This is a genomic window from Claveliimonas bilis (assembly GCF_020892095.1).
GTDB classification, from domain to species: Bacteria; Bacillota; Clostridia; order Lachnospirales; family Lachnospiraceae; genus Claveliimonas; species Claveliimonas bilis.
On the sequence record NZ_AP024845.1, the window covers coordinates 1,717,181 to 1,737,417 of the forward strand.

General features: G+C 44.3%; 17 protein-coding genes. 13 read left to right on the top strand and 4 right to left on the bottom strand.

What is annotated here, in order from left to right:
• Window positions 1–39 precede the first annotated feature (39 nt).
• Both rlmD and EUBC25_RS08410 read left to right on the top strand, forming a co-directional pair.
• On the top strand, window positions 40–1,419 hold the full coding sequence (gene rlmD, locus EUBC25_RS08405; RefSeq protein WP_230105057.1) for a 23S rRNA (uracil(1939)-C(5))-methyltransferase RlmD: 1,380 nt from the start codon (window positions 40–42) through the stop codon (window positions 1,417–1,419).
• Window positions 1,420–1,574: 155 nt separating this feature from the next.
• Entirely contained in the window at window positions 1,575–2,666 is a 1,092-nt protein-coding gene (locus EUBC25_RS08410) for a Fic family protein (protein ID WP_230105058.1), read from the top strand.
• A gap of 34 nt (window positions 2,667–2,700) precedes the next feature.
• On the opposite strand, the gene EUBC25_RS08415 is transcribed toward EUBC25_RS08410, so the two are convergent.
• Together EUBC25_RS08415 and EUBC25_RS08420 are read right to left on the bottom strand one after the other, a co-directional pair.
• On the bottom strand, window positions 2,701–3,321 hold the full coding sequence (locus tag EUBC25_RS08415; protein WP_230105059.1) for a response regulator transcription factor: 621 nt from the start codon (window positions 3,319–3,321) through the stop codon (window positions 2,701–2,703).
• On the bottom strand, window positions 3,293–3,808 hold the full coding sequence (locus EUBC25_RS08420) for a sensor histidine kinase (RefSeq protein WP_230105060.1): 516 nt from the start codon (window positions 3,806–3,808) through the stop codon (window positions 3,293–3,295). Before EUBC25_RS08420 ends, EUBC25_RS08415 begins: the two co-directional genes overlap by 29 nt.
• Before the next feature lie 147 nt (window positions 3,809–3,955).
• Between EUBC25_RS08420 and EUBC25_RS08425 the strand changes: the two genes are divergently transcribed.
• The 3 genes from EUBC25_RS08425 to EUBC25_RS08435 all read left to right on the top strand — a co-directional run bounded on the left by EUBC25_RS08425 (window position 3,956) and on the right by EUBC25_RS08435 (window position 7,494).
• On the top strand, window positions 3,956–4,885 hold the full coding sequence (locus tag EUBC25_RS08425; RefSeq protein ID WP_230105061.1) for a DDE-type integrase/transposase/recombinase: 930 nt from the start codon (window positions 3,956–3,958) through the stop codon (window positions 4,883–4,885).
• 346 nt (window positions 4,886–5,231) lie between these two features.
• Window positions 5,232–6,557 carry an MATE family efflux transporter gene (locus EUBC25_RS08430; protein ID WP_230105062.1) on the top strand — a complete coding sequence of 442 codons (1,326 nt, stop codon included), beginning with the start codon at window positions 5,232–5,234 and terminating at the stop codon, window positions 6,555–6,557.
• An 82-nt stretch (window positions 6,558–6,639) separates the two neighbouring features.
• Entirely contained in the window at window positions 6,640–7,494 is an 855-nt protein-coding gene (locus EUBC25_RS08435) for an AraC family transcriptional regulator (protein ID WP_230105063.1), read from the top strand.
• 36 nt (window positions 7,495–7,530) lie between these two features.
• On the opposite strand, the gene EUBC25_RS08440 is transcribed toward EUBC25_RS08435, so the two are convergent.
• Together EUBC25_RS08440 and EUBC25_RS08445 are read right to left on the bottom strand one after the other, a co-directional pair.
• Window positions 7,531–7,989, bottom strand: a complete 459-nt coding sequence (locus EUBC25_RS08440) for a MarR family winged helix-turn-helix transcriptional regulator (protein WP_230105064.1) — start codon at window positions 7,987–7,989, stop codon at window positions 7,531–7,533.
• A gap of 123 nt (window positions 7,990–8,112) precedes the next feature.
• On the bottom strand, window positions 8,113–9,228 hold the full coding sequence (locus EUBC25_RS08445) for an ROK family transcriptional regulator (RefSeq protein WP_230105065.1): 1,116 nt from the start codon (window positions 9,226–9,228) through the stop codon (window positions 8,113–8,115).
• A 342-nt stretch (window positions 9,229–9,570) separates the two neighbouring features.
• Here EUBC25_RS08445 and EUBC25_RS08450 point away from each other — a divergent pair, with 342 nt between their 5' ends.
• The 8 genes from EUBC25_RS08450 (at window position 9,571) to EUBC25_RS08485 (ending at window position 20,237) form a co-directional block, all read left to right on the top strand.
• Window positions 9,571–11,064 (top strand): sugar ABC transporter ATP-binding protein, encoded by a 1,494-nt coding sequence (locus EUBC25_RS08450; protein WP_230105066.1) that lies wholly within the window; start codon window positions 9,571–9,573, stop codon window positions 11,062–11,064.
• A 22-nt stretch (window positions 11,065–11,086) separates the two neighbouring features.
• Window positions 11,087–12,070, top strand: coding sequence for an ABC transporter permease (locus tag EUBC25_RS08455; RefSeq protein ID WP_230105067.1), 984 nt, complete (start codon window positions 11,087–11,089; stop codon window positions 12,068–12,070).
• A gap of 64 nt (window positions 12,071–12,134) precedes the next feature.
• Window positions 12,135–13,202, top strand: a complete 1,068-nt coding sequence (locus EUBC25_RS08460) for a sugar ABC transporter substrate-binding protein (protein ID WP_230105068.1) — start codon at window positions 12,135–12,137, stop codon at window positions 13,200–13,202.
• Window positions 13,203–13,310: 108 nt separating this feature from the next.
• Window positions 13,311–14,357 carry an NAD(P)-dependent alcohol dehydrogenase gene (locus EUBC25_RS08465; RefSeq protein WP_230105069.1) on the top strand — a complete coding sequence of 349 codons (1,047 nt, stop codon included), beginning with the start codon at window positions 13,311–13,313 and terminating at the stop codon, window positions 14,355–14,357.
• 10 nt (window positions 14,358–14,367) lie between these two features.
• Window positions 14,368–15,825 (top strand): xylulokinase, encoded by a 1,458-nt coding sequence (gene xylB / locus EUBC25_RS08470; RefSeq protein WP_230105070.1) that lies wholly within the window; start codon window positions 14,368–14,370, stop codon window positions 15,823–15,825.
• A gap of 170 nt (window positions 15,826–15,995) precedes the next feature.
• Window positions 15,996–17,630: a PucR family transcriptional regulator gene (locus EUBC25_RS08475; RefSeq protein ID WP_230105071.1), complete on the top strand. Its 1,635-nt coding sequence runs from the start codon at window positions 15,996–15,998 to the stop codon at window positions 17,628–17,630.
• Window positions 17,631–17,798: 168 nt separating this feature from the next.
• A complete protein-coding gene (locus EUBC25_RS08480; protein WP_230105072.1) occupies window positions 17,799–19,124 on the top strand; it encodes a cytosine permease in 1,326 nt (441 codons plus the stop codon).
• A 66-nt stretch (window positions 19,125–19,190) separates the two neighbouring features.
• Window positions 19,191–20,237: a 2,5-dihydroxypyridine 5,6-dioxygenase NicX family protein gene (locus tag EUBC25_RS08485; protein WP_230105073.1), complete on the top strand. Its 1,047-nt coding sequence runs from the start codon at window positions 19,191–19,193 to the stop codon at window positions 20,235–20,237.

The window sequence follows — 20,237 nt, forward strand, 5'->3', positions numbered from 1 at the left end:
TATTAATGGTGGGTATTTTTGTAAAAATGGAGTATTTTTATGCAGAAAAATGATATTGTTACAGTAGAAATCAAGGATATTGGCATTGGAGGAGAGGGAATCGGAAAGGTAGATGGATATACTCTGTTCATTAAAGACGCCATAGTTGGCGATGTGGTGGAAGCCAAAATTATGAAAGCTAAGAAAAATTATGGATATGCAAAATTAATGAATATTATTCAATCATCTGATGAACGAATTTCGGCAAGGTGTCCAGTGGCACGTCAATGTGGAGGATGCCAGATCCAGGAAATGAGCTATGACAGCCAGCTTGCCTTTAAACATGAAAAAGTCCGCAACAATCTGATTCGCCTTGGCGATATCAGCCCCGAAATGCTGGACAAAGTGATGGAGCCCATATGTGGCATGGAGCAGCCGTTTCGATACCGAAATAAGGCGCAGTTCCCCATTGGAAGGACGAGGGACGGGAAACTGACAGCAGGATTCTATGCAGGGCGAACCCATTCGATCATACCGGTACCTGATGGCGACTGTGCACTCGGTGCGGAAGAGAATCGAGAAGTACTTCAGATAATTTTGACCTTCATGGAAAAGTACAAAGTGGAAGCCTACAATGAAGAAACGCATACGGGATTGGTGCGTCATGTCCTGATCCGAAAAGGCTTTACAACAAAAGAAATGATGGTCTGTCTTGTGATTAACGGAAAAACTCTGCCGCACAGTGATGAACTGGTCGGGCAGCTTAGCCAGATTGAGGGAATGACGAGCATTTCATATAGTGTGAATGAGGAAAAAACAAATGTCATTATGGGAAGCTGTATAAAAACAATCTGGGGCAAAGACTATATTACGGATTACATTGGAAATGTAAAATATCAGATTTCTCCCCTGTCTTTTTATCAGGTGAATCCAATACAGACAGAAAAGCTCTATGGGACAGCCTTGGAGTATGCGGGCCTTACCGGAAAAGAAACGGTATGGGATCTATACTGCGGAATCGGGACAATTTCTTTGTTCCTTGCACAAAAGGCAAAGCAGGTATATGGAGTTGAAATTGTACCGCAGGCTATTGATGATGCGAAAAATAATGCCGGGATAAATAGCATTGATAATGCAGACTTTTATGTTGGAAAAGCGGAAGACGTTCTTCCTGAAAAATATGAAAAAGAGGGAATTTACGCAGATGTAATTGTAGTGGATCCCCCAAGAAAAGGATGCGAGGAAACGGTATTAAACACTATGGTAAAAATGCAGCCTGACCGAATTGTATATGTAAGCTGTGATTCCGCGACACTTGCAAGGGATGTGAAGTATTTAAAGGAAAGAGGATATGAACTGGAGAGAGTCCGGGCGGTGGATATGTTTCCGCAGACGGTGCATGTGGAGACGGTTGTTCGGCTGACGAGGAAAGCCCAGTAAATCAAGGACTTCTTCCGATTCTGGGTAAAAAGACTGTGTGTTTCTGTTTCCGCAGAATGGATATGGGGGAATTGCTTTACCCAGGGGGATAGACCACAGAGTACAGGTGATATACTTTTTTCATATTGTTGGGGAAAAAATGGAGGTGAGATGGAGTGAACCAAGATCCTTTTAAAGAATATATCAGAGAGTCAGAACCGGATAAACGGGATAAAGGGTATGCATGGCATACTGCCATTGGCCTTCAGGCTGTTGATGGTCTGAAAACATCTGAATATCTGGTGCATACAGCTGTCCGTAATATTGAGGGGGAGATATCCTTTGAAGAGGCAAATGCGCTTCTGTATGACTATTATAAAGAGAATCCTGCCCGCAATGCGGCAGATCGCACAGAGGAGGCTGATAAGGTCTCTGTCAGAATTGCGGAGCTTCTTTCAGAGAAAGCGTTCAGCTTCACGCCAAATCAATATCTTTCTATTCACAAGAAGCTGTTTAACGGCATCTATCCTCATGCAGGGTGTATCCGGGATTACAATATCACGAAGAAAGAGTGGGTGCTTGATGGAGCAACTGTACTCTATGGCAGTGCCACAGAGCTGAGGGCGACTCTGGATTATGATTTTTCAGAAGAAAGAAACTTCTCTTATCAAAATCTTTCCATGGATGAGATCATTCGTCATCTTGCGATATTTATTTCAAAATTATGGCAGATTCATGTGTTCGAAGAGGGGAATACCAGAACTACGGCAGTGTTCTTTATCAAATATTTGAAGACGCTTGGTTTTGACGTAACAAATGATATTTTTGCAGAGAATGCGTGGTACTTTCGTAATGCCCTTGTTCGAGCCAACTATAATGATCTGAAAAATGGTATACACGAGACGACAGAATTTCTGGAGGTGTTTTTAAGAAATCTTTTGTTGGATGAAAATCATCCGCTTCATAATCGGACATTGCATATCAGTGGTAATTTCAAGGACATAGAAAAACCGGACATTGAAACCGCAAAACCGGACATTGGAGAATCAAAACCGGACATTGGAGAATTGTTTCACCCCAAAACGGCAAGATATATCTTAAAGCTTCGCGAGGCATTTCCTGGTCAGGAGATCTTTGGACGTTCGGATGTGATGAAGGTAATTGACATTAAGGCCTCCAGAGCATCAGAATTTTTGAAGGAACTGGTAAAGCATGAAGTCATTGTGCCTGTATCCGGTCATGGAAAAGGAAAATACAGATTCAGATAACGGCGAAGTTGAGACAATGAGCTTATTCCGCTTCTCACCTCAAAGGCGCAATATACCCCATTTGAAACGCCTTGGCAACCGCTTCGATGGAAGAAGTCACGCCCAGTTTTTCATAAATGTGCTGTAAATGATTGGAAAGTGTCCGTTCGCTGATATAGAGTTCTTTTGCGATGTCTTTACGCTTTTTCCCGGAGGAAATTAATTGCAGGATCTGTTTTTCCGTGCTGGTCAGCTCTTCGATAACCGGCTCGTTTTCGTCCGGCGGAAAGCAGGAACGGCCATGATAAACTGCGAGGATAGAATCCAGTAGTTTATCAGGATTTATATTTTTGTTAAGAAATCCGGATATTCCGGATTTTTTTGCTTCGTGGCGGTAAACGGGAAGGTCATAGCCGGTAAGTATGATGATCTTTAAATCCGGAATGGCTTTTAATAAGCGGCGGGCCAGCGACAGTCCGTCGTTTTCGCTTAATTTTCCCAGGTTGATGTCCATCAGGACAATGTCAATACGTTCACGGAGCACAAGATCTGCCAGGGATTCTGTTTCCTGTGTGATGATGAAATGCTCGATCTCGGAATATTCTTCTAATGCGATCGCCAGACTTTTGGCGAAAAGGGCATGATCGTCAACTAACAAAATATTGATAAGAAACATCTCCTTTCATTAAAAATGAAATCTCGATCCGGACGCCATGAGGGCTATTGTCGGAAATAGACATGGTTCCGTTTAAGTCCGAAATCTGTTCTTTTATGGAAAAAATTCCTTTATGCCAAAGTGGGCTGTTGGTTTCGAATTTCTCGTTCAGAGGATTTTCGCTCCCGTTATCACAGACGCTGAGATTTACGGTATCCTTTTCCGAAGAAACGGTGATCCATGCGTGAGTTCCGTCGGAATGCTTGTAGATAATGGTTAAAAGTTCTTTTATCAGCCGGTATACCAATAGATCGTACGGCTCTGCAATGAACAGGGTATCAGGACAATCAAAAGATACTTTCAGGCTCCGCTGGGGGAATGCGGCGGAAACACTTTCGATGAGACTTATTAAGTTTTCTTTCAGCGTGAGTGTTTTCAAAATGACCGGGTGATAATCCTGCATTTGATTGCGGATGCGGACATTTAAGTTGTCAAGAGTCTCGATCATAATGTCCTGGATTTCGGATTTACAGATTTTTGGGGAGATTGTTGGGGTACAATAGATAGGTAACAAAATAAGAACAAGGATTCACCTTGATGTGATATATTGGAATTGTCGAGAAACCAATAGTCAGATCGAAAGGAGAATCCTTGTATGTCGAGTTTATCACACCCGAAATATCAGCGTCAACGTATTGTTAAATATGCGCAAAAACATTCTGTAACAGAAACGGCAATCCGATATAAAGTGAGCCGAAAAACAGTATATAAATGGCTTTCCCGATATGATGGGACGGCATCCAGTCTGGAGGATCGTAGCCACAGACCTAAAACATCGCCAAGAAGTCATACAGAACAGGAACTCCGTCAGATCCGTCGACGATTAAAGAAATATAAATGGTCGGACTTACTCCTGGCGTATCAGGAACTGGTAGAAATAGACGGTTATACACGCAGCTATGGAGGATTTAAACGAATCGCAGCCCGGTTAAAGGATTTGAAACCACCGAAAAAGAAGAAAAAGAAACGAAAGTTGAAGCCGTATCGGCGGGCAGATTATCCAGGACAGAAAATACAGATTGATGTGAAATATGTGCCTTCGTATTGCATAGCAGACGGGAGAAAATATTATCAATATACTGCAGTGGATGAATGCAGCAGATGGACATACAGAGAGTTGTATGATGAACATAGCACCTATAGTTCCAGAGATTTTCTGGAAAAACTGATTCGTCATGCGCCGTTTCCGGTCAGGGAGGTGCAGACGGATAATGGGACAGAGTTTACCAACCGCCTGCTAGTGATCAAGAGTAAACATCTGACTCTGTTTGAAAAGGCCCTGGAGGAGCTGGGGATCGTGTATCACCGGATACAGATAGCAACGCCGAGACATAACGGGAAAGTAGAACGCCAGCACCGGACAGATGAAGCGAGATTTTATAAGCAGATGCGGATGTATAGCCTGGAAGACGGCCGGAAACAGCTGGAAATGTACCAGAGGAGATCGAATAACTACATCAAGACGTGTCTGGGGATGAAAAGTCCGAATACGATCGTAAAAATGTATCAAGGAGTCATGTTTTAAAGCAGATAAGGACGGCAGGATTATATCACAAAGAGAATGTCAGAGTCAGGTGGTATTCCCCCAAGGGGCCTCCATCTCCCTTGACATTTCTTTCAGGGTGAAGTGTTACCAATCATTGACACCTATACACGGATTTACAGATTTTTGGGGAGATTTTCTTGACAAATGAAGGAAAGATATATACAATTATAGACTGCACGGAGGGCAGATCATTCGTTGGAAATGACGAGCTGGATAAGGGCACAGGCTGAAACGCCTGTCTCTTTATCCGGCTTTTTTATTTAAGCGGGAACGAAATTCTTGATTAAGTAAAACGCTCCGTTATTTGTGAAAGGAGAGATTGGAAATGGACTTCCTAAATGGAAAAATCAAGACACTTTACTTTAAATATCTGGCAGCGGCGTTTGGCAGCGCCTTGATTACTTCTATTTATTCTATTGTAGATATGGCCATGGTGGGGCAGTATCATGGCCCGGAAGGTGCGGCGGCCCTGGCGGTAGTGGCTCCTGTCTGGAATATTATTTACAGCATGGGACTTTTAATGGGGATCGGCGGATCTGTTCTTTTCAGTACGATCAGAGGGAGAGAAGGAAGCGAGATCCGACGGTCTAACGAATATTTTACTATCTCGGTGATCGGTTCGGTGATCCTGGCTCTGGCTGCCTGGGCGGCTATTATTTTCCTGGATCGGGAATTGCTCCTGCTTTTTGGGGCAGGAGAAAAAACGCTTCCGCTGGCGCTGCAATATGTAAAACCGATTAAATTTGTTGTGCCTTGCTTCCTCTTTACACAGATGCTGGCAGCCTATCTTAGAAATGACAAAAATCCGGGCCTGGCTACCGGGGCAGTGCTGGCAGGAGGAATTTTTAATATATTCGGAGATTATTTCTTTGTGTTTATATGTGATATGGGAGCGTTTGGTGCCGGCCTTGCAACGGCGATCGGCTCTGTGATTTCTATAGTGACGATGCTGTCCCATTTCTTTACAAAGAAAAATACACTGAGTCTGGTACGGCCTTCCAGAATAATGAAAAAATTCCGCGAGGTTATTGTGACCGGATTTGCTACATTTTTCATTGATATTGCAATGGGAATATTAACGATCCTGTTTAACCGTCAGATCATGGCTTATCTGGGAACAAACGCGCTTTCGGTTTATGGCGTGATCGTCAATATCAGTACGTTTGTACAGTGCTGTGCTTATAGTGTGGGACAGGCATCCCAGCCGATTCTGTCTGCAAATTTCGGGGCAGGAAAGGGAAGCAGGATTCGGGAGACATTGAAATATGCCCTGGGAACTACCACGTTTTTCGGCATTGTCTGGGTAGCGCTCTGCATGTTGATTCCCAATCAGTTTATCCGCATTTTCATGGATCCTACAGAGGCGGTGCTGCAGATCGCGCCCTCTATTATACGGAGTTACGGAATCTCATTTTTGCTGCTGCCGCTGAATATTTTTTCAACCTATTATTTTCAGGCTGTTATGAAGCCCCAGGCAGCATTTGTGGTATCGGTATCACGAGGACTTGTTATCAGCGGAATTTTGATCCTGCTTCTTCCGGCTTTGGTCGGAGCAGACGCCCTGTGGTTTGCAATGCCGATTACAGAACTGTTTACGGCAGTTTATGCAGTTGTGATGATGAGAAATTATACTCGGAAGCTGGCGGGATAAGGGCTCTCTTTTTCGTGCAGGAAAAGCGAGGACGGATCCTTTGCAGACTGATAAAATGAAATTGTAAAAGGAGAAATGAAAAATGGATTGGATTGAACGGTTAAATGAGGCGATTCGCTATATAGAAGAAAATCTCACAGGCAAAATAGAATACGAAAAACTGGGACAAATTGCCTGCTGCTCTGCTTACCATTTTCAGAGAATGTTTACTTATATGGCCGGCATGCCGTTATCAGAATATATCCGCAAAAGGAAGATGTCGTTAGCGGCTGTTGATTTGCAGGAAGACGGAGCGAAAGTCATTGATATAGCGGCAAAATATGGTTATGCCTCGCCTACTGCATTTAACAGAGCGTTTCAGTCGGTCCATGGGATCAATCCGTCCTCGGTAAAGAATGAGGGGACAGCAATAAAATCATTTCCTCCTATTACATTCAAGATTACGGTCAAAGGAGTGGAAGAAATGAATTATCGCATAGAAACAAAAGGGGCGTTTCGTATCGTTGGAAAGTCATATCCATTAAGCCGGGAAATCGAACAGAACTTTTTAGAAGTGCCGCAGATGTGGGATGGGGCCGTTGAGGATGGTACGATCAAAAAAATCATTTCACTGATGGATGCGCAGCCTCGGGGAGTCTTAGGCGTAAGCGCCTGCAGTGATGATGCGCAGTGGAGATACTATATAGCAGTCTCGTCTTCAGCGGATGTTGATGATTCTTTGGAAGAATATATCATCCCGGAAAGTATGTGGGCAATTTTTCCCGGCGCCGGCACGGGGAAATCCATTCAGGAATTAGAGAAACGTATTGTAACAGAGTGGCTTCCCACTTCCGGGTTTGAGTTTACGGAAGGGCCGGACATAGAGGTTTACTTTAATCCCGATCCGCAAAAGACAACCTATGAAGTGTGGATACCTGTAAAGAAAAAGCAGTCATAGCGAAAAGAAGCTGACGCATTTTAAGCGGCAGCTTCTTTATTTTTCCGGTTTTTCAAATGTATAGAAAAGTTCGTTCAGACGATTTAAAAGATGAACTAATTGCTCCATATTATCTTCGCCAAATTCCAGAAGAAGTTTTTTCCAGGCTTCTTCGCATTTCTCCATAGAGTGCTGTGCGGCAGCCTGTCCTTCAGCAGTTGTGCTGATGGAAATTTTCCGTCTGTCCTTCGGATCAATGGTCCGCGTGATATAGTTCTTTTTCTCCAGTGTATTGAGAATATAGGAAACGGCTGGTTTGGAGATGCGCAGACGTTCCTGCATTTTTGGTACATTCAAATTAGTGCAGGACTCTTTGCTGCAGCTGCATCCGCCGGAAATATCATGAAGGATCGCCATCTCATTGATCTGCATTTCGCATTCCAGAGAAAAAAGTGATTCCAGTTTTTTGAAACATGCCATAGAGCAGAAAAATTCTTCTCTCAATTTGTCGTTCATCTTAACTCCTTAATTAGTAAAGCCTTAACAAAATATATGAGTCAAGTATAGCGCAGTTTTGGAGGGATTTCAAGAGAAGGAAGCTTTGAGTATGCTGCATTATGTAGCTTTGAGTATGCTGCATTATAAGTCTTCGATAAATTCGTTGATGTAGTATATGGCGGCTCCTACGGCGGCAGCTTCTGTCTGGTAGTGGCAGACTCGTACATAATCTCCGTTTTGCTCAAAGGGATTGAGAGAAGATACTTTTTTTCGGAATTCATTTATATAATCAGCCATATATGGTCCGACAGATCCTCCCAATACGATGTCAGAGTCATAACACATGCGGAGGTTTTTGACGGCGATGGCAAGATGATCCATATATTGGTTAAAGATCTTGAGGTATCCGGGATTTTCTCCTTTTTTCAATTCTTCAAAAAAAACGCTGAGATTTTCGTCTGTAAAATCAGACAGAACCTTTGCGGAACAGTAAGCGTCCAGACATCCTTTCTGCCCGCAGTAGCAAGGTGCGCCGCCCGGAACGATGCACATATGGCCAAATTCTCCCGCTCTTCGATTGGCGCCGTTTTGGATCTGTCTTCCGGTCATATAGGCTCCGCCCACCGAACTGCCGAGAAAAAGGTAAGTTATGGTCTCGCTGGAATCGGAAAACCAGCTTTCTGCAAGTCCGGCGGAATTGGCGTCATTGAATAGCAGGAATGGATAAGGAATGTGGGAGGCCATGCGTTCATATATGTTGCCTGATAGATTGATGACTGTTGCATAAGAAATAGATTTCTGATCTCTGTTGATGATAACAGGCATAGATATGCCGATCCCCAAAAGTTTTCCGGGATCTGTCTGACTCTCTGACAGAAGCTGCTCGATCTCATTTCGCAGATTTTCAAAATATGCGTGAGAGTCTTCAAATGTACAGCGAAATCTCTTTTTGCAGAGAATATCCAGGTTCATATTGATCAAAACAAGGGACAAGTGATGCCTTGTAATATCAATACCCAAAGCAAGGCGGGCGTTGGCAATGCACTGGAACATATGGGCCTTTCGGCCGCCGGTTGCCTGCTGTGCGCCAGCGTTATAGATTAAGCCGCTTTCTTCGAGTAAATTCAGATTATGTGTAACTGTAGGCAGGCTAATCCCGAGTTTTGCAGAAATCTGCTGACGTGTACACTGTTTTTCGGAATAAATGAGCCGAAATACATTTCCAAAATCTCTTGTTTTAAACCTTTCACCTGTCATAAAAGTCTCCCGTTCCATTTTAATTAATATGATTAAAAGTACGTGTCTCTTACTCCTGATATATTTTAGTTTCCAATATATCTTAAATATACGGTAATACGGCCTGATAGTCAATGAAATTAGAAATTTCAGGCTTGAATAAATTAAGTGTTTTATTTAAGTTAGTGATTATTTTTATAAAAAAGATAAAAATTTAACAAATAAATATACAAAATGCACAAAAAATGAGCTGTTTAGTTATATAATAGAGAGAAGATAAATAAAGTAATTGACAAAATATAAGCCAAAAACTATCATGTATTTAAGAGGTAAAGAAAAAAGGAAGAAGGGAGGAAAATACAGATGAGCGACATTAAAATGCGGGTATCCGGAATTGAAAAATCTTTTCCCGGTGTAAAGGCGCTCAGTAATATAGATTTTTCTGTCCGAAAGGGAACGGTTCATGCACTTTGCGGAGAAAATGGTGCAGGGAAATCTACATTGATGAAGATCATTATGGGACTTTACAAAGCCGATAAGGGACAGATATACATAGATGAAGAGCCTGTAGTGATCAGAAGTCCTATTCAGGCAATGGAAATGGGGATTTCGATGATCGCCCAGGAGTTGAATTATGTTTCTGAACTGTCGGTAGAAGAAAATCTGTTTCTTGGCAGGCTTCCGGTCACAAAGTATGGAAAGGTGGACTGGAAAAAGGTTCGAAGAGAGGCAAAGCAGTTTTTGGCAGACGAGGGTCTTTCCTATGCCCCGGACCAGAAGTTGAAAACGCTGACGGTATCGGATATCCAGATGCTTGAGATCATTAAGGCGATCACAAATAACGCTCAGATCATTATCATGGATGAGCCTACATCATCCATTACAGAGCGGGAGGTAGGGCTGCTTTTCGAAAAGATTGCGGAATTGAAAAAGAAGGGAGTGGCCATCATCTATATTTCCCATAAGATGGATGAGGTATTCCAGATCGCAGATGATATCACAGTTTTACGAGATGGAAGCGTAGTATCGACAGACAGGGCAGAGGATATCGATATGGATACCGTGATCGCCCGGATGGTAGGGCGTAAGATTGAAAACGTCTATCCGAAAGAAGAGATTCCTGTAGGAAATATGGCGCTGGAGGTAGAGCACCTGACGAAGGACGGACTGTTCGAAGATATCAGCTTCCATGTGAAAAAGGGAGAGATCGTGGGCTTCGCCGGTCTTGTAGGTGCAGGACGTACAGAGACGATGAGAGCCGTGTTCGGACTGGATCCCTATGATTCAGGTACGATAAAGATTGACGGCGAAGAGGTGAAGATAAAATCACCGCAGGACGGGATCAAGAAAAAACTGATCATGCTTTCCGAAAGCCGGCGAGAGGACGGAATCGTTCCTCCAAGAAGCGTACTTGAAAATGCAAGTCTGGCTTCTTTGAAAAATTTCTTTTTCAGCGGATTTGCCCACAAGAAAAAGGAGCGGGAAGCTGTCACGGAAATGTTTGAGAAGATGAACGTAAAAACTCCTTCGATGAGCACGGAAATATCCAAGCTGTCCGGTGGTAATCAGCAGAAGGTTCTCCTTACAAGATGGATGCTCTGTGATCCGGAAGTAATGATACTGGACGAGCCTACCCGCGGAATTGACGTAGGCGCCAAATTTGAAATATATAAGCTCATGACAGATATCGTGAAAGAGCAAAGAGCAGTTGTCATGGTATCTTCAGAACTTCCGGAACTTCTTGGAATGTGTGACCGCATCTATATCATGTGCCAGGGCCGGATTACGGGATGTGTGGAAAGAAATGAATTTTCACAGGAAACGATCATGAAGTATGCGGCAGGTCTGGGCGAATGAGAGAAAGGAGAGGAAGAAGGAAATGAAAACAAAAGTTTCACATTATTCACAAAAATTCAGTATTTACATTGTACTGGTTGCCCTGTTCATTGTCTGTAGTATGCTCAGCCCATACTTCCTGAACAGCAATAACCTGATCAATGTGTCGAGGCAGTTAAGTGTAGGTATTTTGATTGCTTACGGAGAAATGCTTCTGATCATCAGTGGTTTTCTGGATCTGTCAGTAGGTTCTGTTCTTGCTCTTGCAGGAGTGTTATCTGTATCTACTTATCAGCAGACACAGTCCATGACAGCAGCTGTGCTGGTTGCCCTGGTGGTAGCGGTATCCTGTAATATTGTAAATGCATTTTTCGTAGCAAACTGCAACGTGCCTGCATTTATCGCAACATTGGGAATGCAGCAGGCTGCCAGAGGTATTGCCCTCTATTATACGAACGGACAGAATATCCTCCAGCTTGGAGATTTTGTAGAGATCGGACAGGGAATGGTAGGACCGATACCTGTACCTGTCATCCTCGTTATTGTCATAACGGTGGTTATCTGGTATGTAGTAAACCAGACCCGTTACGGACGCGGGATCTATGCGATCGGAGGAAACAGAAGCGCTGCAGAGGCCAGCGGAATCAATTCCAAGAGAAGCATTTATAAGTCCTATATCATAAACGGACTTCTGGTAGGTCTGGCAGGAATGATCTTCATGGCAAGAAATAATGCCGGACTTCCAAACGGAGCAGTAGGTTATGAAATGACAGGACTTACAGCAGCGATCGTCGGCGGAACTTCATTTACAGGAGGAATCGGAACAGTCAGCGGAACTATCGCCGGTGCATTCATCATCGGATTCCTGGAAAACGTTATGAACCTGATGGGTGTCAACTCCTACATCCAGCAGATCGTACAGGGAGCTATCATTGTTCTGGCAGTAGCTTTCGACGTAATGAGCAAATCGAAAAAGACGCAAAAGGTAATCGTTGTAAAAGAAGAGAAGAAAGAAACCTCAAAATAACGTATTATACATTACACATTTTATTTTAAAATCACCAATCAACAACAAAGAGGAGGAAATTATTATGAAATGGAAAAAAATCAGTGCAGTATTATTGAGCGCAGCCATGGTAGTAACTCTTGGAGCATGCAGCAGCTCCAGCGACAGCGGATCTTCTGATTCCGGCGAGGGCAGTGGGGACAAGTACAGAGTATGTTTTGTAGCAAGGGCAAGCGCCGATACATTTGCTGCATGGATGACAACAGAGATGCAGGCAGCAGCTGAACAGTATGATGATATTGAATTGACTTGTGTCAGCGGTGAGGGAGATGACAATACAGAGAACGGTCTTCTTGAAGACTGTATCACACAGGAATATGATCTTGTTATTGTTCAGTCCAACAACAATGCAGCACAGGCTCCGTATGTAAAACAGCTGGTAGATGCAGGCATCCCGGTTATTACAACAAACCCGACAACACATCAGAGTGACCTTGACGGAAGCGATGACGATTCCGTAATGGAAGGAACAGGAACAGTAGACGCTGATCCGATCGAGCAGGCAAAAGTAAGTGCAGAAAGAGCAGTAGAAGAAGTACCGGAGAATGCAAATGTAGTCGTACTTAGAGGACCATCCGGAAACTACCATGCAGAAAAGAGAAGAGAAGCATGGGATACATACTTCTTCAAAGAAAGACCAGATGTAACAATTCTTTATGAAGACTATGCAAACTGGAATAGTGATGAAGCACTGGCACTCATGGAATCATGGGTACAGTCCGGAACACATATTGATGCGATCATTTCTATGAATGATAATATGGCAGCCGGCGCTATCGAAGCAATCAGAAAAGATACAGACTATGTAAATGCAGATGGAACAACAAGTTTCTTCGCATATGGAGTAGACGGAACTGCACAGGGATGTCTTCTGATCCAGGAAGGCCTTCTTACATCCACAGCACTCCAGAATGCAGCAGAGCTGGCAGAAATGAACATGGATTATGCTCATAAGGTTGTAACAGGAGAAATGGAAGTGACAGAGGTAAACGATTACGTTGACGCTCCGGAGATCAATGCAGATAATGTAGAAGAATATATCCAGATCTACATTGACAACGGCGAGATTTCAGAAGACGGAACTTTGTCATAAAACAGAAAAGAAGTCCTGACTTTAGCAGGCGTATAAAATGTGTAATGGTTGCCTGACAAGTCTCGGCTTGTCAGGCATATTTTATAAAAGAACGAAGGGAGAATGAGTATGAAGATGCAGAAAGCGGCCTACATGAGAGGCATCGACAAAATGGTAATAAAAGAGATACCGGTTCCTGAGATCGGAGACAACGAAGTTCTTGTCCATTTGGAGTATGTGGGAATATGCGGATCAGACGTACACTATTTCCACAGCGGCAGCTGCGGCGCCTACAAAGTGGATCTGGAAAAAGATTTTATGCTTGGACATGAATGTGCAGGAATTGTAGAAAAAGTAGGAGCAAATGTCAAGAGCCTGAAAGAAGGGGATAAAGTTGCTCTGGAACCGGGGATAACATGCGGAAAGTGTGAATTTTGTAAATCCGGACACTATAATCTCTGCCCGGATGTAGTGTTCCTTGCGACACCGCCTGTACAGGGATGCTATGAAGAGTATATCGCTTTCCCTGAAGATATGTGCTTTAAGCTGCCTGATAATATGAGCACAGAAGAAGGTGCGCTGATCGAGCCTCTTTCCGTTGGATTTTATGCAGCAAATCAGGGTGAAGTTCAGACAGGAGATACGGTAGTTATCCTTGGAGCAGGGTGCATCGGACTGGTGACTCTCCTTGCATGCAAGGCTCACGGAGCAGGAACTGTTATCGTATCTGATGTTGTAAATGCCCGGCTTGAAAAGGCAAAAGAGCTTGGTGCAGACTATGTAGTGAACGGCGGAAATGGAGACGTCTTAAAAGAGATAGAAAAACTTACAAACGGCAGAGGAGCAGATGTGGTATTTGAGACAGCAGGTTCTCCGGTAACCATCGCGCAGACACCGTTTATTGTAAGAAGAGGTGGTACCATCACTCTCGTAGGTATTTCTTCACAGGAAGAGATTTCTTTCAATTTTGCACAGATCATGGATAAGGAAGCACAGATCAAGAGTGTATTCCGTTACCGCAATATTTATCCGAAAGCAATTGCGGCAGTGGCAAGCGGCGCGATTGATGTGAAGAAAATCGTTACACACAGATTTGAGCTGGACAATATACAGGAGGCCTTTGATGAGGCTGTCAACAATAAGACAGACCTTGTAAAAGCGGTCATTAAGATTTAGGAGAAAAATTATGTTGTATGTGGGCGTAGATTTAGGAACATCTGCAGTGAAGCTCCTCTTAATGGAGGCAGATGGAACTATAAGAAATATTGTGTCAAAAGAATATCCTTTGTACTTGCCGCATCCGGGGTGGTCAGAACAAAATCCGGAAGACTGGCTGGAGAAGACACTGGAAGGGCTGCAGGAACTTACCAGGGGATACGATCCGCAGCAGATCGCGGGAATAGGCGTGGGAGGACAGATGCATGGACTGGTCACATTGGATGACCAGGATCGTCCGATACGTCCTGCCATACTGTGGAACGATGGAAGGTCAGAAGAGGAGACCCGCTATCTCAATGAAGAAGTGGGAAAAAAGAAACTCTCAGAATATACGGCAAATATTGCATTTGCCGGCTTTACAGCCCCCAAAATACTCTGGATGAAAAAGAATGAGCCGGAAAATTTCAAACGTATAGCTAAGATCATGCTGCCCAAAGACTATGTGGTCTATAAACTGACAGGAATGTTCTGTACAGATATGTCAGATGCGTCAGGCATGCTGCTCATGGATGTAAAAAACCGGCGCTGGTCTAAGGAGATGCTTAAGATATGCGGGATCACAGAACAGATGCTTCCGAAGCTCTGCGAAAGCTATGAAGTAGCGGGTACGCTTTGCCCTCAAATGGCGGAAAAAGCCGGGCTGACCGGGAAGGTCAGGGTTGTGGCAGGCGCCGGGGATAACGCGGCAGCTGCAGTAGGGACAGGAACGGTGGGAGAGGGACGATGCAATATTTCCCTTGGAACATCGGGAACTGTCTTCATATCCAGCAAAAATTTCGGAGTCGATCAATATAACAGCATCCATTCCTTCGCACATGCAGACGGCTACTATCATTTGATGGGATGTATGCTGAGCGCGGCATCCTGCAATAAATGGTGGATGGATGAAATCTTAAATACAAAAGACTATGAAGCAGAGCAGAGCAAGATCGAGCGTCTCGGAGAAAACTCCGTATTTTATCTTCCTTATCTGATGGGAGAGCGGTCTCCGCATAATGATCCAAAGGCAAGGGCTTTGTTCATCGGAATGTCCATGGATACGACGCGGCAGGATATGACCCAGGCTGTTCTGGAAGGGGTTGCCTTCGGTCTGAGAGATTCTCTTGAAGCGGCAAGAAACCTGGGCATTACAGTCAGCCGGACGAAAATATGCGGGGGAGGAGCCCGAAGTTCCCTGTGGAAGAGGATCATTGCTAATGTCATGAATCTGAAAGTAGACGAGACGGAAAGTGAAGAGGGGCCGGCGCTTGGCGGCGCAATGCTGGCTGCAGTCGGATGTGGGGAATATCCCACAGTAGAAGCAGCGGTAGAAAAGATCGTAAAGGTGGTACGGACCGTGGAGCCGGAACCGGAATTGGTAGAAAAATATGAACGTCAGTACCGGCATTTCAGGGAGATTTATCCTGCGGTGAAAAATCTTTACTAATATAAAGGGAATCCTTGAAAAAGAGACAGTGTAAAAAGAAGTTACAAAGAAATGGCATGGAAGATATTTCCATGCCATTTCTTAACTTGTGGCCTTCGAAAATAGTGATTATAATAAAGGGGTAGCTAGATCAAGTAAGACAGGTTAGATAAGAACAGGAGGAGGTCAATATGTCTCTGACGATCAGAGAAGCCCTGAAATTCGGCGGCTTATATGGGGCGACTGTCGTTGCGGGAGAAGAGGGATTGGATATCCCCATTGAGAGTGTAAGTGTCCTGGAAATAGCAGACAGGAATATTTCACACTGGGTTTTGAAAAAGCAGCTTTACATTACCGCATTTTATGCCATTTGTGACAACGTAGAACAGCAAAAAGTTGTAATTCAGACTTTGATCGATTACGGAGGCTGTGGACTGGTGCTCTGTTATGTGGGGACATGGGTTCAGCAGATAGATCAGGAAATCATCGACCTGTGCAATGAGGCGGGCTTCCCGCTCATCCAGGCGCGCCAGGACGTGTCTTATATTGAGATCATGAATCCGATCCAGAATCTGCTTTATAAGGAAAACACACCTGCTCTTGGCCAGAATAATGAAACGGGCATCAGAAATGATTTTCTCAACCTGATCATTAATGAAGAGAATATGAATACAGTTTTTCAGCAGATGAACCAGCGGCTGGAGAAACATATTTCCTATTATGACACCTATGGAAAGATCATATTTTCCGACAGGGGCGACTTAGATATCCAAAAGGAAGAAGAATACCTGAAATACAATTTCAACCACGTTCTTTATGACTGTGCAAAGAAGGGCTATACGGTGCAGTCGATAGAAGGGAAGGAATGCCTGATCGCCCTGATCCGTTCCCAGAAAAATCTGTTCGGGCTTTTTATCACGGACTATGATGAGGGATTTTCCGGAGAAATGGAGGAGCAGCTGATCCATCCCCTTGTAGTATCGGGCTCCCTTATCCTGCGGCGGAAAAACCGGATAGCTGACCTGCGGGAGAAGGCGGTGCAGGAATATGCGGCGGATCTTCTTGTATGGAACTTCCCCTCCAATGAAAGGGCGGTGGAGCGGGGAGATGAGCTGGGTCTTACGATCCTGGATAAAAACCGTATCGTCCTGATCAATATCAATTCCATCCAACAGATGACAAGTCCGAAAGTGCAGCAGGAAATGCAGGACTACGTGAAAAGAGTCCTGCTGGGGAAAGTGGAAGAGCACATGAAATTTTACAATGCAGATAACTGGCTTGCCCTTCGGAGCGATACCATTATCCTGTTTATGGATAACAGGGACAGCAAAATCGACATGGAAAAATTTTGCGGAAGGCTTCTGGAAATTTTTCAGGGGAAACCGAATTTGTCTGTTTCCATCGGCGTCAGCAATCCGTTCTCTGAAGTGACCAAAATGCCGGACGCTTATTTTCAGGCTTTTAAAGCTGCTGTTATCGGGCGGGAACATTACGGCGAGAATAAAGTGATCTTCTATGACTCTGTTTATTTTTTTCAGAAGCTTAGAAAAATGGGCCTTCAGGATGAGACATATGAGGTGTGCCAGCGCTTTATCGAACCAATCGCATCTTATGATAAGGAACATGGCACGGAGCTGGTTTCTACGCTGCGTGTCCTTTTGGAAAATAACGGAAATACCCATACATCCGCATCGCAGATGTATATCCACAAAAATACTGTTCTGCAGCGAAGGAATAAAATTATAGAATTATTGGGCTACTCACCTTTTGAGATGCCTCACCTTTTAAATTTCTTGATCGTTTTTGATATTTTGAAGGGAAAATAGAAATGGATATTGGGTTGTTGTGTGCGACTGCACACAGCAGCCCTTTTTTTGTGTATGGCTACACGGAGACAAAGGACGGAGGATTTTGTTAAGATATAAACAAAAGAGAGTACCGGTGCTGGAATCAGCGTATACTAACAAGGAAAGTCAACGTAAGGAGGAATGAAGATGGGTAGTGTAAACAATGGAGGAGAAAAGCAGGCTGTTCATTCATCAAATGATAACGCGACGCGGCGAGTGCCGGAAAATGAACAGAAAGGCTTCTGGAGCGTGGCATTTGTCTGTGCCGGTTTCTGTATCTGTATGTCCGGACTATATACAGGTTCAGCCATTGCATTCGGAATGAATTTTAAAGATGCGATCATTGCAGTTTTAGCAGGAAATATTATTTTGAGCCTTTATGGAGGTCTGATCGGGGCGGCAGGCGCAAAAGAAGGGGTATCTTCTTCTATCCTGGCGCGTCACAGTTTCGGAAGAGAAGGCTCCAAGGTGATCGGTATCCTGCTGGCAGTTGTTATGGCAGGATGGTATGCCGTCCAGGTAGGATTTTTCGGCTCTACAATGTCAGCTCTTTTCCCGGAAGGCGGATTTATCACATCAAAATATGTGGCAGCAGCCTGGGGCGGTATCCTGATGATGCTGACGGCTTATTTTGGATATAAAGGATTAAATATCTTAAGTTATATTGCAGTTCCGCTGATCTTTCTTCTCTCAATCGTAGGAGTCGGACTTGCTATTAAAGGGGCAGGCGGCTGGGAAGCAGTTCAAAGCGTTGTTCCCACAGAACCTATGACGATAGGAGCAGCCATCGTTACCATTGTAGGATCCTTTGCAGGAGGGGCGGCGGCCCAGTCGGATATCACCCGCTATGCGAAGGACTGGAAGGCCTCCTGGGGCGGCACTGTTTTCGGCTATCTGATCGCAAATACATTTATCATTATGGCAGGATATCTGATCACAGCAACGACAGGAGAAAGTGATCTTCCGGTTGCCTTCCTGGCAATGGGACTTGGCGTGGCAGCGCTTCTGATCCTGATCCTGGCACAGTGGACCACAAACGACAACAACCTTTATACGGCAAGCCTCGGTCTGTCCAACTGCCTGCCGTTCCCGAAGAAGAAGATCGTTATTGCGACAGGACTTCTGGCAACGCTGACCGGTACCCTTGGACTGGCAGATCATTTTTCCACATGGCTGAACATTTTGGGAGTTGCCCTTCCTCCTGTTGCAGGCGTGATCATATGTGACTATTATCTGCTGAAAGGACGCCATTATGAATATGGACCGGGAACAAAATACTGTAAAGTAAACATCTGGGCTTTTGCGGGAATGATCATAGGTATGGTAGTCGGATTTACTGTAAAGGCAGGCATTGCTTCTATTAATTCCCTTGTAGTCAGCGTGGTAGCTTACCTGGTTCTTATGAAAATATTCAGCAAGAGCGGACAGGGAATCATAGGGGAAGAGATCGAAGAAGAAGATATCAGAGAATAGTATTGGAAATTAAAAATAAAAACAAAATGTAAAAAATAAAAATTTATATATAAGGAGGACAATACTATGGCAAGTTATATGGAGTTTGAGCTGGCAAATGCATGTTACAAATTGATGCATGATCTGATCAAAGTGAAAAAGGGAGAGAGCGTATTGATTACGGCAGACTCCAAACCGGATTTCCGGGTAGTGGAAGAGATGGCAAAGGCTGCGGAAGTGCTGGGAGCAAAAACAATGGTTGCCTGGCATTCCACCCCGAAGGGATATGGCGCGCTGACAATGCCTTATCTTCCGGATCCCCTGATCGCCTGTGTGGATAAGACAGATGTCTGGGTAGAAATGAATGACCAGTGGCTTCTGTATTCCCCGATCTGGGACAAGGCGGTAAACAACGGAAGGACAAGACAGGTTATGCTTGGCGGACTTAGCATTGAGAGAATCGTACGCTGCATCGGAGAAGTAGATCTTGAGGCACAGCAGGCGTTCCAGAACAGACTGACTGAGATGACAAGAGCGACAAAACGGATGAGGATTACCAACGCGGCAGGTACGGACGTAACATTTGAAAATGATCCGAACCGCCCGATCGGTAATGAATGCGACTACAGTTTTGCAGGAGGGCATTTCCTCATCGGACAGATCGGATGGGCTCCGAAAGAAGAGACGATCGAAGGTGTGATCGCTTTTGACGGAACTATTTCCGGAGGCGGCGAAGCAGAGCTTGGACATCTGACAGAGCCGGTATCCTATATCGTAAAAGAGGGAAGGATCCAGGAAATCAAAGGCGGCGAGCAGGCAGATATTCTCCGCGCTTATTATAAGAAACTGGACGATCCGAATATGTACATAGCTGCACATGTATGTTACGGAGTAAATCCAAATGCAAAACTGGAAGGATGCACGACAGAGGACGAACGTGTATGGGGCAGTACAGAATGGGGATTCGGACATCAGGGATCCTGTTATTCCGGAGGAGCTCCCCGTGAAGCAAAGAGCCATATCGACGGAATCTGTCTGAACTGTACAATTTATCTGGATGACAAGAAGATTCTGGAAGATGGCAAATTTATTGAACCTGAACTGGCAGAGTTAGCGAAAAAGTTAGGGAAATAG

Bases quoted from the DNA above. Each gene is read 5' to 3' on its own strand.
- EUBC25_RS08485 (WP_230105073.1), top strand. From the start codon at position 19,191: ATGGCAAGTTATATGGAGTTTGAGCTGGCAAATGCATGTTACAAATTG.
- xylB (WP_230105070.1), top strand. From the start codon at position 14,368: ATGTTGTATGTGGGCGTAGATTTAGGAACATCTGCAGTGAAGCTCCTC.
- EUBC25_RS08455 (WP_230105067.1), top strand. From the start codon at position 11,087: ATGAAAACAAAAGTTTCACATTATTCACAAAAATTCAGTATTTACATT.
- EUBC25_RS08435 (WP_230105063.1), top strand. From the start codon at position 6,640: ATGGATTGGATTGAACGGTTAAATGAGGCGATTCGCTATATAGAAGAA.
- EUBC25_RS08450 (WP_230105066.1), top strand. From the start codon at position 9,571: ATGAGCGACATTAAAATGCGGGTATCCGGAATTGAAAAATCTTTTCCC.
- EUBC25_RS08445 (WP_230105065.1), bottom strand. From the start codon at position 9,228: ATGACAGGTGAAAGGTTTAAAACAAGAGATTTTGGAAATGTATTTCGG.
- EUBC25_RS08430 (WP_230105062.1), top strand. From the start codon at position 5,232: ATGGACTTCCTAAATGGAAAAATCAAGACACTTTACTTTAAATATCTG.
- rlmD (WP_230105057.1), top strand. From the start codon at position 40: ATGCAGAAAAATGATATTGTTACAGTAGAAATCAAGGATATTGGCATT.
- EUBC25_RS08425 (WP_230105061.1), top strand. From the start codon at position 3,956: ATGTCGAGTTTATCACACCCGAAATATCAGCGTCAACGTATTGTTAAA.
- EUBC25_RS08475 (WP_230105071.1), top strand. From the start codon at position 15,996: ATGTCTCTGACGATCAGAGAAGCCCTGAAATTCGGCGGCTTATATGGG.
- EUBC25_RS08420 (WP_230105060.1), bottom strand. From the start codon at position 3,808: ATGATCGAGACTCTTGACAACTTAAATGTCCGCATCCGCAATCAAATG.
- EUBC25_RS08465 (WP_230105069.1), top strand. From the start codon at position 13,311: ATGAAGATGCAGAAAGCGGCCTACATGAGAGGCATCGACAAAATGGTA.
- EUBC25_RS08440 (WP_230105064.1), bottom strand. From the start codon at position 7,989: ATGAACGACAAATTGAGAGAAGAATTTTTCTGCTCTATGGCATGTTTC.
- EUBC25_RS08415 (WP_230105059.1), bottom strand. From the start codon at position 3,321: ATGTTTCTTATCAATATTTTGTTAGTTGACGATCATGCCCTTTTCGCC.
- EUBC25_RS08480 (WP_230105072.1), top strand. From the start codon at position 17,799: ATGGGTAGTGTAAACAATGGAGGAGAAAAGCAGGCTGTTCATTCATCA.
- EUBC25_RS08460 (WP_230105068.1), top strand. From the start codon at position 12,135: ATGAAATGGAAAAAAATCAGTGCAGTATTATTGAGCGCAGCCATGGTA.